This window comes from Calothrix sp. CCY 0018 (genome assembly GCF_963920925.1).
In the GTDB taxonomy this organism is placed as follows: domain Bacteria; phylum Cyanobacteriota; class Cyanobacteriia; order Cyanobacteriales; family Nostocaceae; genus Rivularia.
The window spans coordinates 166,270-182,533 of sequence record NZ_CAWUDI010000002.1 but is presented as its reverse complement, the minus strand read 5'-3'; the positions used below and the strand labels follow the sequence as shown (position 1 = coordinate 182,533).

At 38.4% G+C, this 16,264-nt stretch carries 16 protein-coding genes; 11 read left to right on the top strand and 5 right to left on the bottom strand.

What is annotated here, in order from left to right:
* Nucleotides 1-143: 143 nt before the first annotated feature.
* On the bottom strand, nucleotides 144-1,070 hold the full coding sequence (locus tag ACM03V_RS02265; protein WP_414619122.1) for a Sll0314/Alr1548 family TPR repeat-containing protein: 927 nt from the start codon (nucleotides 1,068-1,070) through the stop codon (nucleotides 144-146).
* A 288-nt stretch (nucleotides 1,071-1,358) separates the two neighbouring features.
* Here ACM03V_RS02265 and ACM03V_RS02260 point away from each other — a divergent pair, with 288 nt between their 5' ends.
* Complete coding sequence (locus tag ACM03V_RS02260; RefSeq protein WP_414619121.1) at nucleotides 1,359-2,033, top strand: ABC transporter ATP-binding protein; 675 nt, start codon at nucleotides 1,359-1,361, stop codon at nucleotides 2,031-2,033.
* 136 nt (nucleotides 2,034-2,169) lie between these two features.
* Nucleotides 2,170-4,851: a DNA methyltransferase gene (locus tag ACM03V_RS02255; protein ID WP_414619120.1), complete on the top strand. Its 2,682-nt coding sequence runs from the start codon at nucleotides 2,170-2,172 to the stop codon at nucleotides 4,849-4,851.
* 21 nt (nucleotides 4,852-4,872) lie between these two features.
* Here the strand turns inward: ACM03V_RS02255 and ACM03V_RS02250 are convergent, their stop codons facing one another.
* Together ACM03V_RS02250 and ACM03V_RS02245 are read right to left on the bottom strand one after the other, a co-directional pair.
* Nucleotides 4,873-5,157 carry a type II toxin-antitoxin system YafQ family toxin gene (locus ACM03V_RS02250; protein WP_414619119.1) on the bottom strand — a complete coding sequence of 95 codons (285 nt, stop codon included), beginning with the start codon at nucleotides 5,155-5,157 and terminating at the stop codon, nucleotides 4,873-4,875.
* Nucleotides 5,154-5,354 carry a hypothetical protein gene (locus ACM03V_RS02245; protein WP_414619118.1) on the bottom strand — a complete coding sequence of 67 codons (201 nt, stop codon included), beginning with the start codon at nucleotides 5,352-5,354 and terminating at the stop codon, nucleotides 5,154-5,156. Before ACM03V_RS02245 ends, ACM03V_RS02250 begins: the two co-directional genes overlap by 4 nt.
* 183 nt (nucleotides 5,355-5,537) lie before the next feature.
* Here ACM03V_RS02245 and ACM03V_RS02240 point away from each other — a divergent pair, with 183 nt between their 5' ends.
* The 8 genes from ACM03V_RS02240 to ACM03V_RS02205 all read left to right on the top strand — a co-directional run bounded on the left by ACM03V_RS02240 (nucleotide 5,538) and on the right by ACM03V_RS02205 (nucleotide 12,232).
* Nucleotides 5,538-5,852 carry a GIY-YIG nuclease family protein gene (locus ACM03V_RS02240; protein WP_414619117.1) on the top strand — a complete coding sequence of 105 codons (315 nt, stop codon included), beginning with the start codon at nucleotides 5,538-5,540 and terminating at the stop codon, nucleotides 5,850-5,852.
* Nucleotides 5,853-5,919: 67 nt separating this feature from the next.
* On the top strand, nucleotides 5,920-6,126 hold the full coding sequence (locus tag ACM03V_RS02235) for a hypothetical protein (protein WP_414619116.1): 207 nt from the start codon (nucleotides 5,920-5,922) through the stop codon (nucleotides 6,124-6,126).
* Between the two features lie 258 nt (nucleotides 6,127-6,384).
* Nucleotides 6,385-6,603, top strand: coding sequence for a hypothetical protein (locus ACM03V_RS02230; protein ID WP_414619115.1), 219 nt, complete (start codon nucleotides 6,385-6,387; stop codon nucleotides 6,601-6,603).
* Nucleotides 6,600-6,869: a type II toxin-antitoxin system RelE family toxin gene (locus ACM03V_RS02225; RefSeq protein WP_414619114.1), complete on the top strand. Its 270-nt coding sequence runs from the start codon at nucleotides 6,600-6,602 to the stop codon at nucleotides 6,867-6,869. The genes ACM03V_RS02230 and ACM03V_RS02225 overlap by 4 nt, the downstream gene beginning before the upstream one ends.
* A gap of 110 nt (nucleotides 6,870-6,979) precedes the next feature.
* The gene (locus ACM03V_RS02220) at nucleotides 6,980-7,723 is read left to right on the top strand and encodes a phycocyanobilin:ferredoxin oxidoreductase (protein ID WP_414619113.1); all 744 of its coding nucleotides are present in this window, start codon (nucleotides 6,980-6,982) and stop codon (nucleotides 7,721-7,723) included.
* Between the two features lie 1,013 nt (nucleotides 7,724-8,736).
* Nucleotides 8,737-10,164 carry an HlyD family efflux transporter periplasmic adaptor subunit gene (locus ACM03V_RS02215; protein ID WP_414619112.1) on the top strand — a complete coding sequence of 476 codons (1,428 nt, stop codon included), beginning with the start codon at nucleotides 8,737-8,739 and terminating at the stop codon, nucleotides 10,162-10,164.
* 104 nt (nucleotides 10,165-10,268) lie between these two features.
* Nucleotides 10,269-11,420, top strand: a complete 1,152-nt coding sequence (gene devC / locus ACM03V_RS02210) for an ABC transporter permease DevC (protein ID WP_414619111.1) — start codon at nucleotides 10,269-10,271, stop codon at nucleotides 11,418-11,420.
* A 110-nt stretch (nucleotides 11,421-11,530) separates the two neighbouring features.
* On the top strand, nucleotides 11,531-12,232 hold the full coding sequence (locus tag ACM03V_RS02205) for a DevA family ABC transporter ATP-binding protein (RefSeq protein WP_414619197.1): 702 nt from the start codon (nucleotides 11,531-11,533) through the stop codon (nucleotides 12,230-12,232).
* Between the two features lie 228 nt (nucleotides 12,233-12,460).
* On the opposite strand, the gene ACM03V_RS02200 is transcribed toward ACM03V_RS02205, so the two are convergent.
* Nucleotides 12,461-13,291: a hypothetical protein gene (locus tag ACM03V_RS02200; RefSeq protein ID WP_414619110.1), complete on the bottom strand. Its 831-nt coding sequence runs from the start codon at nucleotides 13,289-13,291 to the stop codon at nucleotides 12,461-12,463.
* A gap of 332 nt (nucleotides 13,292-13,623) precedes the next feature.
* Here ACM03V_RS02200 and ACM03V_RS02195 point away from each other — a divergent pair, with 332 nt between their 5' ends.
* Nucleotides 13,624-14,412: an HAD-IIB family hydrolase gene (locus tag ACM03V_RS02195; RefSeq protein ID WP_414619109.1), complete on the top strand. Its 789-nt coding sequence runs from the start codon at nucleotides 13,624-13,626 to the stop codon at nucleotides 14,410-14,412.
* A 128-nt stretch (nucleotides 14,413-14,540) separates the two neighbouring features.
* On the opposite strand, the gene ACM03V_RS02190 is transcribed toward ACM03V_RS02195, so the two are convergent.
* Nucleotides 14,541-16,235, bottom strand: a complete 1,695-nt coding sequence (locus ACM03V_RS02190; protein WP_414619108.1) for a potassium channel family protein — start codon at nucleotides 16,233-16,235, stop codon at nucleotides 14,541-14,543.
* Nucleotides 16,236-16,264 lie beyond the last annotated feature (29 nt).

The window sequence follows — 16,264 nt, the reverse complement described above, 5'->3', positions numbered from 1 at the left end:
TGATGGGGAGATGGGGAGATGGGGAGACAAGGAGACAATCATAAATTATTAACTCCTTACTATTCCCAATTACCAATCCCCAATTACCAATTACCAATTACCAATTGCCAATTCTCAATTCTCAATTCCCCATGCCCAATTCCCTATTTCACACTTTGCGCTGCACTTTTACGTTCGCTTTCTATTTGTTTTACTAAACTGGCAGGTAGTTGAGATTTTTTCGCTAATGCTTGGTCAAAAAGAGTAAGTGCTTCTTGGATCATTTGAGGGTTTTTCTGTTTTTTGCCTTGTTCGCGGAGGATTTGTGCTTTGAGATAGTACAGTTCCGGATTATCGGATGTTGTTTTCAAGGCGCGGTTTGCGTATTCTAGGGCTTTGGGATAGTTTTTTAAGTCTCGGTAGGCTATGGCTATACCTCTATCTACTAAATACTGAGGGCCTGCATTTTCTTCTAATCTTTGAATTGCTTGCTGAGGGTTGGCGAAGGGTAAATTTACAGCGAGGAACAAATCCATGTAACCCTTGATTAAATTGAGTTCTGGGTCTTTTGGAGAAATGGCTTCGGCTTTGTCTAAATGCTTGTAAACTTCTCGCAGACGACTTAGTGCTTTTGGAACACCGCTAACCGTACCTTCACGAGTCAGGATTACTGCTCCTTCTAAAAAATGACCTACGGCAGCGTATAAATTACCACGCAATGGGTCTGATGAAATTAATTTTTTAGCTGTATCTAAAGTTTTTGTGCTGTAAGATTCTAATGCACTTGTATCTTGGTTTGTATAAGCTAATGATGCCTGCATGGCATAAGCTAAGGGTTCGTTCGGCTCGGCTGATATTGCCTGTTGCAGATACTTTTGTCCTGCTTGATAGTTACCTTGCTCGAATACTGCTTTAAATGCGGCTTCAGTATTGTCACCGATATCGCGCGGTTGACTGCGGGGAAAAGGGTCGGCAGCGATTGAAGAATTTATCCCTAGATTGAGTACTATTAAAGTTGTAAAAACAGCTTTAGCAAAATGTACAATTTTTTTGGAAGTGGTGGCTTCGGAAACAGAAAATTTTCCAGTCATTTTAAACCTCAGAATTATTACTGTTGAATGGGTTTAATATCTTACTTATAATTACGTAAATAGTTTACCTATACCCCGTGTAGATTTACGCAAAGATTTTATAAATAGTTTGACTGGGTAGATTTGAGACAGTTCCCAGGTTTTTTTATGACTAATAGCAAACGGGGATTCGTCTGCCACAATAAGTTAAGGCGCTTGTTTAAGCTGTAATTTGAGGATTTTTTCGGAAGGAAGCTTTGTACCTAAGCGTGTAGTTATTAATGAATGGCTTATTTTTAATCTTAACCAATGCTTTATCTCAGAAATTTAACTTATCATCCAACTGCTACTCAGAATGCAATTCTCAAATCAATTAATTTAGATTTAGCTGCTCAAAAACTAGGTCTAATTATCGGGCCAAGTGGTTCTGGAAAAAGCACGCTACTCGAAATATTGTCTGGACTAGCAGAACCTACATCTGGCTCACTATTTTGGCGAGAACAAGAATTATTAGCCGAAGAAATTCAGCAGTTAGCTGGTTTGGTGTTTCAATTTCCCGAACGTCATTTTTGCGGCGGTACAATTTTAGAAGAATTACGTTTGGGACACCCAGAGTTAGGGATAGAGCGAGTTAGAAACGCATTAAGCGAAGTAGGATTAGAACATTTATCTTTTTCAACGGCACCCTACGCTTTGAGTGGCGGACAGCAAAGACGTTTGGCTTTAGCAGTACAGCTAATTCGTCAGCCACATTTATTATTATTAGACGAGCCTACAGCAGGTTTAGACTGGTCAATGCGTCGTCAATTGGTAAATTTATTAGCAAAATTAAAAGAACACTGGACTTTGTTAGTAGTTACCCACGATGCGGGAGACTTATTACCGATCGCCGATAGTTGCTGGACACTCAATCATGGTCAATTGGAATCAATAGATCCAGAGAAGTTGAAGCGTCAGGTTGAGGAATCCGAAGCAGCGGTTTAGGAAGAATTAGGAGTTAGGAGTTAGGAGTTAGGAATTAGGAGTTATTGATTCAAGGCTTCTAACTGGTTTTTGGGCAAATTATGAGATACGAAATAACATAGAGTATGTTGAAATTACGTAAGCAATAGCATCTCCAATGGTTGCAACTTCCGATAGTCTAAGAAAATTTGTCACTTTTTGTCAGAAGTACATCAAAGGTGAGGAGCGTAAAGAAGCACAAACATTTCTGGACAGATTTTTTCGTGCGTTTGGACATGACGGAGCGTTGGAAGCGGGTGCTAGTTACGAAGAAGCAATTAAGAAGGGTAGTAAAAAAGGTAAAACTGGGTTTGCGGATTTAGTGTGGAAACCTCGCGTTTTGATTGAGATGAAGAAGCGAGGGGAAGATTTGAGCAAGCACTATTCGCAAGCGTTTGATTATTGGACGCGGTTGGTTCCCAATCGTCCGAAGTATGTAATTTTATGCAATTTTGATGAGTTTTGGATTTACGATTTTGATACCCAACTCGATACTCCTGTAGATGTCGTTGAGTTGCAAAAATTGCCCGATCGCGCTGGTGCGTTTGGGTTTATGGAGTCGGAAAACCGCAAACCCGTTTTTAATAATAACCAAGTTGAAATAACCGAACGTGCAGCACGACGCATGGGTGAGTTACTTTTGGAATTGGAGAAGCGGGGAACTGTTAAGTTAACTGCACAAAGATTTATTTTGCAGTGTGTGTTAGCAATGTTTGCTGAAGATAGGCAACTTTTACCGCGAGATATGTTTGTGTCTTGCGTTCAAGATTGTTTGAATGGGGAAAATTCTTACGATATTTTGGGTGGGTTGTTTCGGGAAATGAATCAACCAGGAATTACACCTGCGGGACGATATCAAGGTGTAGATTTTTTCAATGGTGGGTTGTTTTCGGTAATTCATCCGATTGAATTAACACCGGAAGAATTAAAGTTTTTGGAAGTTGCAGCAAAAGAAGATTGGAGTAAGATTCGTCCGGCTATTTTTGGGAATTTATTTGAAGGAACGGTCGATAAAAAAGAGCGTCATGCCAAGGGAATTCACTACACTTCGGAAGCGGATATTATGAAAATTGTCCGTCCAACGATAAGTAGGTATTGGGAAGAAAAAATTGAAGCTGCGGGGACGATTGGAGAATTATCAACTTTGCAGATGGAATTGCAAAGCTATCGAGTTTTAGATCCTGCTTGTGGTAGTGGCAATTTTCTTTATATTGCCTATCAAGAATTAAAGCGCATCGAGAAATTATTATTAGATAAAATTACCCAGCGACGCAGAAGTACAAACGAGCAAATTCAAATAAGTTTTGTCACACCACTGCAATTTTATGGAATGGATACAAATCCGTTTGCGGTGGAATTGGCAAGGGTAACTTTGATGATAGGTAGAAAGATTGCGATCGATAATTTTAATTTGACGGAAGCAGCCTTACCTTTGGATACTTTGGATAGTAATATTGTCTGTCAAGATGCGCTTTTTACTAATTGGTTTAAAGCTGATGCCATTATTGGTAATCCTCCTTTTTTGGGTGGAAAAGATATGCGTTTAAATCTAGGTGATGAGTATATCGATAATATTTTTAAACGTTTTCCCGATGTGAAAGATTCGGTTGATTTTTGTACTTATTGGTTTAGATTGGCACATAACAACATTGATGAAAAGGGTAGAGTTGGTTTGGTTGGCACAAACTCAATTAGTCAAGGAAAAAGTCGGGTTGCTGGGTTAGATTATGTGACTCAAGCTGGTGGATATATTCATGAGGCTATTTCTACACAAGTTTGGTTTGGGGAAGCGAAGGTTCATGTGAGTTTAGTGAATTGGTCTAAGGAGAAGCCGGAGAAGTATTATTTAGATAATAAGATTGTTGCAGTTATTAATTCTTCTTTGCAAGCAAGTATTGATGTTTCACAAGCGGTGAGATTAAAAGCAAATTTAAATAAATGTTTTCAAGGTGTTATTCCTGTTGGTAAGGGTTTTTATATTCAAGAAAATCAAGCTTTAGAATGGATTAAAAAAGATTCCAAAAATCAAAATGTGCTTAAGCTATCTTCTTCTGCTATGGATTTAACAGATAATCAACATGGAATACCAAGCAGATGGATTATTGATTTTAATGATATGAGTTTGGAAAACGCAAGCAATTATTTCTTGCCATTTGAATATATTAAAACTCATGTAAAACCAGAAAGAGAGAAAAATCGTAGAGATACAACAAGAGTTAATTGGTGGAAACATGGTGAAAAAAGACCAGCAATGAGAGAGTCAATCTTATCGTTGTCGTGTTATTTTAGTATCCCTAGACATTCAAAATGGTTTATTTTTCTTCCCTGTGAAATTAATTGGTTGCCGGCAGATTCAACAAATGTTGTAGCATCAGATGATTGCTACATTCTTAGTATTCTCACATCAAAAATACACCGACTTTGGATAAAAGCTCAAAGTTCAACTTTAAAAGGAGATACTCGCTATACTCCAACTACTTGCTTTGAAACCTTTCCTTTTCCCCAAACACCCGACACAAAATTAATCGAAAAAATCCGCGAAAAAGCTAAAGAACTGCATCAATATCGCAGCGAACAAATGGAAGCGAAACAATGGGGAATGACAGCATTATACAATGCCTTTTTTAACGAACCTAGCAGCAAATTACATAAACTTCATGCTGAATTAGATCGACTCGTCATGCGAGCTTACAATTTTAAAGACAGCGATGATATTTTAGAGAAATTATTGGAATTGAATTTGGAATTAGCAGAAAAAGAAAAACGAGGAGAAGCAATTATTGGTCCTTGGGCACCATAGCCCGATTTCTGATAAAAGTAATTAATAAACATCATCATGAGAACCGAGAGTTAACAAAAATATATCTTCCTCTCCCGAATCTGGATTTATTATAAATTCAAATAAAATCCGATTATCATAATCTACCGAACAAGACCATACACCACCTAAATCGCCCTTTAATTTATGAGTCCGCAAACTAGAATTAAAAGGGTCTTCCGTCAGTAATTCTAATGTTTTTTCAATTTGAATTCTCAGCTGTGGGTTTTTCTTTGCTAGACGCTTAAATTTACGTACAAATCCCGCACTCCAAACCAAATTTTTCACTCATCTAACTCCGCCATCAAATCAGCAACAGAGCCACGTTTAACATTACCTTTTTGGTAATCATCTCTCGCTTGCGCTACATCTATTATCAATCCATTGCGACGTTCTTGAGTTAAACGCTTGCTAATAATATCTAGCAACATTGCTTGTTCTTCTGGTTCAAGTGCTTCTACAGCATCAATTGCTTTTTGGAGCATCGATATTTTTTCCACCATAGATTTTATCTTAAATTTTAATAATAAATTATATCTTTATCCGTAGAGCAGCACGCCAGTAAAAATATCCCTGATACACAGTATTTCTATAAATACATAAGTTCTGTAAACTACGGCAAAATTTGTGAGAGGATGATTTGCGGTGCATTTAGCCTTCTTACTTTCATGCCGATAAACGATTCCCAATTACAAATCCAAGCCCAAAGAATCCTAGATGCAATTGCTTTTACACCGTTCGAGCAGTGCTATCCTGTGAGCCGAGAATTTGCTAATATTCCTGCTCGTCCTGGTATTTATGCAGTCAGACATAAAACTGATGGTTTGCTTTATATCGGTAAAACTAAGAGCTTGCGGGGTCGTTTTAGTGGGGACACAAAGCTTTTTTGTGGGCATGGCTTGATAAATATAGTGATGAAGATATTCGTATTGCAGTACAGCCAATTTCTTACTGGGAAAACCCTAAGTTATTATTGGAGTTAGAAGCTATTATTCTAAGAGCAACCGAACCTCCTTACAACGTCCAAATTCCACCCGAAAGGTAGAATCTATGCAAGCTAAACTTCAAGAGCAACTTACAAGTGCGGATGCCGAAGTCATTTTAGAGACTTTACCTAAACGAATTCAAGAAGCTTTAATTGCTCGTGCTAACAAAATTGAATATCCAATCGAAGCAGTAATTGAAATGGCGATCGCGAGTTTTCTTGATACAGAGGCATTGGGTTTTGCCGATTGTAAACCAGGAAGAGGTCAATAACAATTGCGATTTTCTATTTTAGTCTTTAGGCGTGTCATAAGTTTACTTGCTAAGACTATCTTAACTGTTAATTGTATGTCCCTCCGGAACACGCTCCGCTAACGCTAATAAACAGTTACCTGAATAAAGAGATATTTTTTCTGCTTATGGGTAATCAAAACTACTCTAATGATTTGCCTTTGCAGCGATCGGGTTTCCGACTTTTCGATCAATAAGCGATAATTGAAGTCACCTCCTTTATAGATGTAGATTTTTAAGATGACTGAGCGACTTGAAGAGGCGATCGCCCGATTGAAAACCCTGCCCACTGATAAGCAAGATGCAATCGCGGCTCTAATTTTGGAAGAACTCGAAGAGGATCGGCAATGGGATGAGTCATTTGCCCGTTCCCCGGATTTATTAGCTAATTTAGCAGCCGAAGCAATTGCAGAGTACCGAGCAGGAAAAACTCAGGAATTAGACCCAGAAACATTGTGAAATCCTTTACCACTGCTCAATTTCGTAAGCTGTTCGCTGCTCTGCCAGAGTCAATTCAGGAGCAAACTCGCAAAGCCTATCGGCAATTCAAGCAAGATCCAAATTATCCAAGCTTGCGATTCAAGAAAGTTCATCCAAAATTGCCTATTTATTCTGCACGCATCAACAAAGATTACCGTGCTGTTGGTCAATTGGAAGAGGACACTACGATCTGGTTCTGGGTTGGTTCTCATGCAGAATACGATCTGCTGCTCGATCAACTGTAGAAATGCCAGCTAACAAATCGCGCTCACTGGAACGGAACATCTTACTAATGAACCACGCTTGCCAACGATCGCGATAAACTGACAATTAGTTAATATTTGTTGGTTTAAATATGTCGTCTGCAACTAAATCTTCACTGCGCGAGCAACAACATCCCCTCATTCGTCAGTTGGCTGATAGCATCGAAAGAGTTTGGCATCAGCATTTGGATTTATCTGCTTATAATTTGCCTGCTGAGTTGGGGTATGTGGAAGGTAAGTTAGAAGGTGAAAAACTTACTATTGAAAATCGCTGTTACCAAACTCCTCAGTTCCGCAAGCTACATATGGAACTGGCAAAAGTTGGCTCAATGCTGGATATTTTGCATTGTGTAATGTTTCCTCACCCGCAATATGACTTACCAATGTTTGGTTGCGATTTGGTAGGAGGTAGAGGTCAAATTAGTGCGGCGATCGCCGATTTGTCTCCGCTGAATATGAATCGTACTTTACCATCAAATTACAATACTGCGCTTGCTGAACTACCCGAACTCAATTTCTCCCAACCTCGCGAGTTACCCGAATGGGGAGAGATTTTTTCTGAGTTTTGCATTTTTATACGCCCTGGTTCACCCGAAGAAGAACAAATGTTTCTCTCACGGGTTGAGAATTTTTTAGAAATTCATTGTCAAAATGCTGTTGCTGCAAAACCTGTTTCATCAGAAGTAGCAAGTAAGCTGTTGGAAGGACAATTAAATTACTGTACTAAACAGCAGCAAAATGATAAAACTCGTCGCGTTTTAGAAAAAGCTTTTGGTTCGGAGTGGGCTGAAAATTACATGACAACTGTTTTGTTTGATATGCCTTCAAGGGAGTAGCGAGTGGGGGAAAAGTACTTACTATCTGGCGATTGAAATCGCGTCTACACAGGCAAAGTCCACCTGCGTGGACTAATTTTTATAACCCGCGCAGGCGGGTTTCGTTTGTGTAGCAGCGATTTCAATCGCCAGATACTTTCCCACTGAAATAATTTTAAATTATTATGCAAACTCGGTTTTTTCAAAGCTAGGTTTTTTATGATGTCTTTTTTACAATTATATAGAATTTATATAGTTATCAGTTAACAGTTATGAGATACAAAATGTATTATTAAGTCTGCGAATCTATTTATTATCATGGATGATTAACGATTATTTTATAATCCAGTAAAATCACCCACTAAAATACTATTATTCATCTGTAGATTATGTTACGTTTTAAAACAATACTTCAATGTACACTTTATTTATTGTGAGTGAAATATAGCTATATAATCTTAAGAAATATGGGGCACGAAGTATAAAGCAATGAATCTGTAAAAATACTTGCTTACTTATTTTTATTTTTAGCATTTATAGTTTGTTTATCTATCATCTTGAATGATAATTTAATATTTAACCCGATTTTTTATTTATTTGAACTGTTTATTAAACCTTGACTAGCTTGATTTATTTTGCTTGTTCTCGGTATTTTCGTATAATAAATCGAGACAAATGAGAATCAATAAATATCTGTAAGATGATTAGAAAATATATTGTTATTATTACCGAGTTTTTAATTCAAAAATATTGTCATTGTAAGCAGAAAACTGCTGCGATAAATATCAATATAAAATGGAACTACACCGCAATTTTAGCTAGAAGCTAGCTAAGATAATTTTAATCAAACTAAAAGTTATCAATTATTACGATTTTTGAGTTTTAAATACACAGCAACTATACAGCAAATGTAGGTTGATTATCAAAAAATGTTTGTAAAACCTGTTGAAAAAAAAAATAGTCCGCAATGTGGGCTTGAGATGGAATTATTTATTATTTCTACTCAGCATGATTAAAAGTATGGAGAACATATCATGTCAAGGGTAAATGAGAAACCACCTATAAGAGAACAGCTAAAAGAACAGCCACCCGGCAAGTCGATACTTTGGTGGTGTATTGCTGCTGCTATACCCTTAGCAATTACTGCTGGAGTACTAACTAAAGCGAGAATAGAACGATTAAATAGCTCTAATACACCAGTACCAGTTAATCCAGCGATAACTAGCGTCAATGCATCTGGACGTTTGCAGCCTAGAGGAGAAGTAATTAAGCTTTCTGCACCAACAGGAATACAGGGCACGTCACGAGTCGAAGAAATGTTGGTGAAAGAAGGGCAAAAAGTAAAAGAGGGTCAAGTAATTGCTGTTTTAGATGGGTTTAGGAGCAGTCAAGCCACGGTAGAACAAGCAAAAGCCGCGATTCAAGAAAGCCGTGCGAATCTTGCTGGTGTGAAAGTGGGTTCGCCGCGAGAAATTCAAGCTCAACAAGCAGTAATTGCTCGGCTTGAGGCACAGTTACGCGGCGAACAACAGGCTGGTGATGCAACAATTGCTCGTTTGCAAGCACAGTTACAGGGAGAATCTGTATCTCAACAAGCAACAATAAATCGATTAGCTGTTGAATTAGAAGGGCAGCAAGATTCTCTCAGAGCTACAGTAGCGAGGGTACAAGCGGAAGCTAGAAATGCTCAAGTAGATGCTCAACGTTACGAACAGCTATATAGACAAGGTGCTATTTCCCAACAAGAAAGGGATAGAAGACAACTATCGGCACAAAGCGCCACTCAGCAATTAATAGAAAGTCAAGCTAATCGGAGACAGGCGATCGCCAGTTTGCGACAGCAACTAGCCCAAGCTAGAGCAGATAGAGAAAAAACTATAGCAATCTTGCGACAACAGCTAGTAGAAGCACAAGCAAACCAAAACAAAACTATAGCAACCTTACAGAGACAGATAGAAGAACAAAAAGCAATTTTAAGTAGACTCCAAGAAATTCGTCCTAGCAATACTCGGATTGCCCAAGCTCAAGTGAACAATGCGATCGCGCAATTGAAAAAAGCCGAAGCGGATATGAAATTGAGTTATGTAATCGCACCAATCGCCGGGGAAGTTTTAGAAATACATACCAAGGCGGGAGAAACCATGAGTGCTGAAGGTATTGCCGAAATTGGACGTACCGACGAAATGATTGTTGTAGCAGAAGTTCCCGAAGCAAGTATTGGTAGAGTGCGTTTGGGACAATTGACTTCCATAGTCAGCGACAATGGAGCATTTACCGGCAAACTACAGGGAACCGTCTCTGAAATTGGTAGAAAAATAGGCAGCAGAAATGTGCTAAATAACGATCCAGCAGCAGATGTAGATGCCAGAGTTGTAGAAGTCAAGATTGCTCTATCCAAACAAGATGAAGAAAGAGTATCAGGGTTAACCAATGCCAAAGTGATAGCTACAATTCAGATTTGAAAAAGGTCAAAGGTAGAGGTTAAAGGTCAAAGGTTAATATTTAACTCCTAACTCTTAATTAAATATTTTCAATCCAAAATCCAAAATCCAAAATCTGATAACTTATGGCAAAACTACCTTTAGCATGGTTACAACTCAAACGTGAAGCGTCTCGTTTAGCGGTTGCATTAGCGGGAATCGCTTTTGCGGATATTTTAATGTTCATGCAGCTTGGTTTCCGCGATTCTCTGTATTATAGTAACGTTCGTTTTCATAATAGTTTGCAAGGGGAAATCGTATTAGTTAATCGTCAGACAAGTGCTATATTGTCGATGAAAAGATTTTCTCAAAAACGGCTTTACCAAGCTTTAGATTTAGAGGATGTAGAGTCTGTAGATCCAATATATGTAGACTATACTAGTTGGAAAAACCCCCAAACAGGTATTCCTAGAAATCTTTTAGTCATAGGAATAAATCCCCAAAATAATGTATTACAACTTCCAGGGCTGCAACAAAACTTAGAAAAAATTCAACTACCAAATGTCGTTTTATATGACCGTTCTTCTCGACAAGAATATGGCCCAATTGTCGCAGAATTTGAACAAGGTGATGATGTTAAGGCAGAAGTCAGAAATAAGTTAGTTAAAGTTGGAGGATTATTTACTTTAGGTGCGTCATTTGGAGCAGACGGTAATTTAATTACCAGCGATCTGAATTTTCTCAGAATCTTTGTAAATCGTCAGCCAGGATTAATTGATATTGGTTTAATCAAATTGAACAGGGGTGCAGATCCAAATATTGTTGCTCAACAATTAAGAAGTTATTTAGATAAAGACGTGAAAGTTTTTACTAAACAAGAATTTGTTGATTTTGAAAAAGATTTTTGGGCTAGTAGTACCGCGATTGGTTTTATTTTTACTTTAGGAACAATCATGGGTTTCATTGTCGGAACCGTGATTGTCTATCAAATACTTTATACCGAAGTTTCAGACCATTTAGTTGAATATGCCACCCTTAAAGCAATTGGCTATTCGCATAATTACTTTTTAGTTGTAATTCTTCAAGAAGCTCTTATATTAGCAGTTTTAGGATATTTACCTGGATTTGCTTTTGCTTTATTTCTATACGAACAAGCAAGAGCAGCTACTCTTTTACCAGTTTTTATGACTAGTAGTAGAGCAGTTATGGTGCTGTTTTTAACTATTTTAATGTGTTCTATTTCAGGAATAATCGCCGTGAAAAAATTAAAGTCAGCCGATCCAGCAGACATTTTTTAAACAGTGAGCAGTGAACAGTTACCAGTTACCAGCGAACAATTAATAGTTAATAGTTACCATACAACTCCTAATAACTAACAACTAGCAACTAACAACTAACTAGCAATATGATGAGAAAAGAACCAGTCATCTCAATTCAATACCTTAATCACTACTACGGAAAAGGTTCGCTGAAGAAACAGATTTTGTATGATATTAATTTGGATATTTATCCTGGTGAGATTGTTATTATGACGGGTCCTTCTGGCTCGGGTAAAACAACTTTACTAAGTTTAATTGGCGGTTTACGTTCGGTACAAGAAGGAAGTCTCAAATTTTTAGGAGAAGAACTTTATCGAGCTAATCCCAGAAAATTAGTCAGCACCCGACGTAATATTGGCTATATTTTTCAAGCGCATAATTTGCTAGAGTTTTTGTCTGCTAGACAAAACGTGCAAATCGCAGCAGAACTAAATAAATGTATTTCTCAAAAACAAGCTATTGCTCAATCTAAAGAGATTTTAGAAGCAGTAGGTTTAGCAAATCGAATTGATTACTTTCCCGACAATCTTTCTGGAGGTCAAAAACAAAGAGTTGCTATTGCTCGTGCTTTGGTAAATAATCCACCATTGGTATTAGCGGATGAACCTACAGCAGCTTTGGATAAACAGTCTGGAAGAGATGTTGTAGAAATAATGCAGCGCCTTGCTAAAGAACAAGGAACTTCTATTTTGTTAGTAACTCATGATAGTCGTATTTTGGATATTGCCGATCGGATTGTAAATATGGAAGATGGACTTTTAACCAGCGAACAGTTAACACTTACTAACTAAATGAATTTTGGATTTTAGATTTTAAGGAGACTGCGTTGGGCGGGTTCCCCGACTAAAAGCAAGTGTCCGGGATTTTGGATTGATGCATATCTTAATGTATTAAATTTCTCCCTCTTTATTGATGCTAATAGTTAATCCAAAATCATAAATCCTTGGTGGTATTTTTAAGTGAAAGTATTTTATTTATTAGTAACTGTTAACTGATAACTGATAACTGTTTGTCGTTCATTATCGAGAACCAGTTTTGTTGTTTTTTAGTGAGTGATTAATTATATCGTTATTGCCACTATTCCCGTTGGCGGGACGACTGGTACGGAAAGTGACATTCACGCCTTCGTTAGATTGTTCTAATACTAGTAAAGGTGTAGGTTTGGCTTTTTGATCCCAATGCATAAAAGCTATTCTGCCTTGGATGGTAGGTTGCCAACTATCGTGATCTTCTGCGGGGCTTAAATACGTTTCAACACAGTCAATCAATTGGCTGATAGTCGCCGAACTTGCTTGTGTTGGCAATTTCATTAACCTAATTTGGATGCGAAACAGTACTCGTTTATCGTTATTTGTTGCGACTCCAGTTTCATACTCTACATCAAAGATTTCATCTATTTGTCTTGCTGCACTACTGGCGATTCCTACAACTCCTTGTTTGGCATGGTTTGGACGAAGTGCTTGAGAAATTTTATCTTTTATTGTAATTTTTATCTGATTAATTATGGCAAAGTGGAATACTTCTTCTTCCATCCGCATTCGCAAATAATCCAGATTGAATTCTCGCGAATTAATCAAGTCGGGGTTTGTTTCCATTTTACGAATCGTTTGGAGAGATAGCTTCAGCTTCTTCTCTAACTCTCGGGTGCGGAATTTTTCAAACCGAAGTTTCTTCTCTAGCTTCTTCATCAGGATTTTGCCGTAGATAATTAAGCCAATCACCGTTACAGTAAGCCCTCCAGATACCATTATTGGCAATGGAGCTAATCCGTCGGTAGTTGCGGGTACCTGCTCGGATGTCTTTGTGGTTTTTGGTGGGGGAGATTGAGCAACAAGTATCGAAGTTGACATAATGGACACAATTAAAATTGGACTCCTTATAGCTAGGATGCCCAAATTTGCAACTGCGTTTTGCGATATTATGATATTTTATTGAAAAAATTTAAACATTAATTTATATCGGGCTAAATGTCAGCGATTATATAGTACTTATGAATTGTTTTGTAGGGGAACAGGGAACAAAGGAAAAAGATCATATTAATCAATAATGTTATTTTTGGATTGTAGCAATCCTTTTATAGTAGGTCTTTCATCAATTTTTTTCGATAATTTAGCATAATATTTCAGCTTATTGATATTCTTCCCTGTTGCCCGTTCCCTATTCCCTATTCCCTTGCTTATAAATGTCTTTATCACTTCCTCAACCTTCCGAGAGCAACTGTTTTACTAAAATCCGTCTGGTAGCTACGGATATGGATGGTACTTTAACCACGAAAGGCAAATTTAGTAATAGGCTACTGCAAGCTTTGCAAGATTTAGCTTTCTCCAAGATCAAAGTCATAATTGTTACCGGACGTTCCGCTGGTTGGGTTAGCGGTTTGGCATATTATTTACCAGTAGTTGGTGCGATCGCCGAAAATGGCGGTTTGTTTTATCCCTCCCAAAGCGAGCAAGCAGTTGCTATTACACCGATAGAAGATTTAAACGAGCATAGAAAAGATTTAGCGGCTGTTTTTCAAAAATTACAGCTTGATTTTCCTCAAATAAAAGAATCTTCTGATAATCGTTTTCGCGTTACAGATTGGACGTTTGATGTAGCGGGTTTAGATAACGCTTCATTGCAAACTCTTTCACATCAATGTCAGGATAATGGTTGGGGATTTACTTACAGTAACGTGCAGTGCCATATCAAACCTTTAGGGCAGGATAAAGCTGTAGGTTTATCAAAAGTGCTGCAAGAATATTTTCCTGAATATACTCGTGATGAAGTAGTTACCGTCGGTGATAGCCCAAATGATGAAAGCTTGTTTGACAAGAATTATTTTAATGTATCTGTAGGTGTGGCTAACGTGCTGGAATATGTAGATAAATTACAGCATAAACCCGCTTATGTGACTCAGAAAAGTGAAGGTGAAGGTTTTTGCGAATTTTCCGATTATCTTTTGAAGGCTGTGGGGAATAGGGAATGGTGAATGAGGAGTTAACAGTGAAGAGTTTTAGATTTTAGATTTTAGATTAAAAGAGTTAAGAGTTAGGAATTGAAGAATAAATATTTCCCTTGTCTCCCCATCTCCCCATCTCCCCATCTCCCCATCTCCAACTAATAACTAACAGCATCAATCTTAGGAGTGTAGCGCCACAATTGATACAGGCGAGTTGCGGGCATTGTTAAGTACAGCATATCTCCACCGCTCAAAGAGGTTTCGAGTAATTCCCAACCGTGGATGGTTTGAGAGTTGGTTTCTACGTATAAAGGTACAAAATCGGCAGACATGGCTGCTTCTTTGACTCTTTGACCGCAAAATGGATGGGATGGTGTAATTATTGTTGCAAAAGCTACCCATAAACTATCTGCGGTGATACCGTTGCCGAGAATTCTACCGCCTAAAGCTGCGGCGGCAAATGCTGGAGCGGCAAGTTCTGCGGGGCTTAATACTGCCTCGAAATCAAATACTTCCTGTGCCATGCGGGCAAAGTCGGGGTCGGCATAATTTACTACTACGGTAATTTTGGGTGATAATCCTTTGGCTTTGAGAGCGATTTCTACGTTAGTCGCATCGTTACCAGTAACGGCAATTAAAGCAGCAGCAGTTGTGACATTGCAAGATTTTAGAGTTTCGGGGAAGCTGGCATCAGCATGAATTGTGGGAATACCTAAACTGCGAGCAGTATTGACGAATTTACCGTTGGTGTTTGGTTCAACTACTACAACCTCTTGTCCGTTATTGTAAAGTTGCTGAACAATTTTTATGCCAATACCACCCAATCCGCAGACGATGTAGTGATTGCGGCGAGGTATTCTGGCTGCATCCCAAAACTGTTTGAAACGGGTTCCCAAGACAAAATCGTTGAGCAAGGCATACCAAATACCAAATATTGCCGCTCCCACTAACATCATGATCACGGTGAATATCTTAACGCTGTCGGGAGCCTGTTCTACTACTTTTTCGTTACCACCTGCGCCAGTAATCATACCTACAGAAAAATATAGGGCATCGATAACCGACATATTTAGCTCGGTAGATACATAAGTAAGAGTTGCTAATGAAATAATCATCATTAACAACATCGCTCCTACTAACACCGATTGAGCATGATGTCTAAATTGCCGTAAATTCGTTAAGACTTTGAGCAGTTTTGTAATTAATGATTTGCGGCTTCTACGCACTTGGGGTTGAGTACCTACAATCAGGCGATCGCCTTTTTGAAGTTCGTGCCCTGACATGACTGCCGAAACTAAATCTAAATCGTCCTCGACGGGTAAGTAATAGATCAGCATCCGCGAACGATCTTCCCATAACTCATTGAGTTTGCGACCGTTCCAAGGGTGATATTGATGAATATATTCTTCGTGTATCGGCCAAGTTTGTTTAAATAATTTAATTTGTCCGATCGCTTTATTTCCGAGTGCGGCAAAACTAAACACTGGTGCAGCCAAACCCGCAACACTCATACTTAAATGATCTGGCAAAGTATAGTCCAAACGTTCGCCCAAACTAGTATTAAAAAAGCGATTAATTATCCGAATGCGGGGATTAAGCACCCGCGCTTGCATAACAATCCACAAATTTAATGCGTCATCTCCTCCAGCAATAACTAAAGTATTAGCTTGCTGAATTCCTGCCGCTTTCAGAGTACTAGCCGCGTGTAAATCGCCAACAATCACATCTCCAGCCCTTTCGCCAGAAAGCGCTTGATGGTGAATACCAACAACTAACGCTCCCTGCTGTCTGAGCAAACGAAATATTTTATATCCGGTGCGTCCTAAACTACAAACAATGATTCTGGGTTTCATATAAAAGCAGCAAAATTGATCCGAAAAGC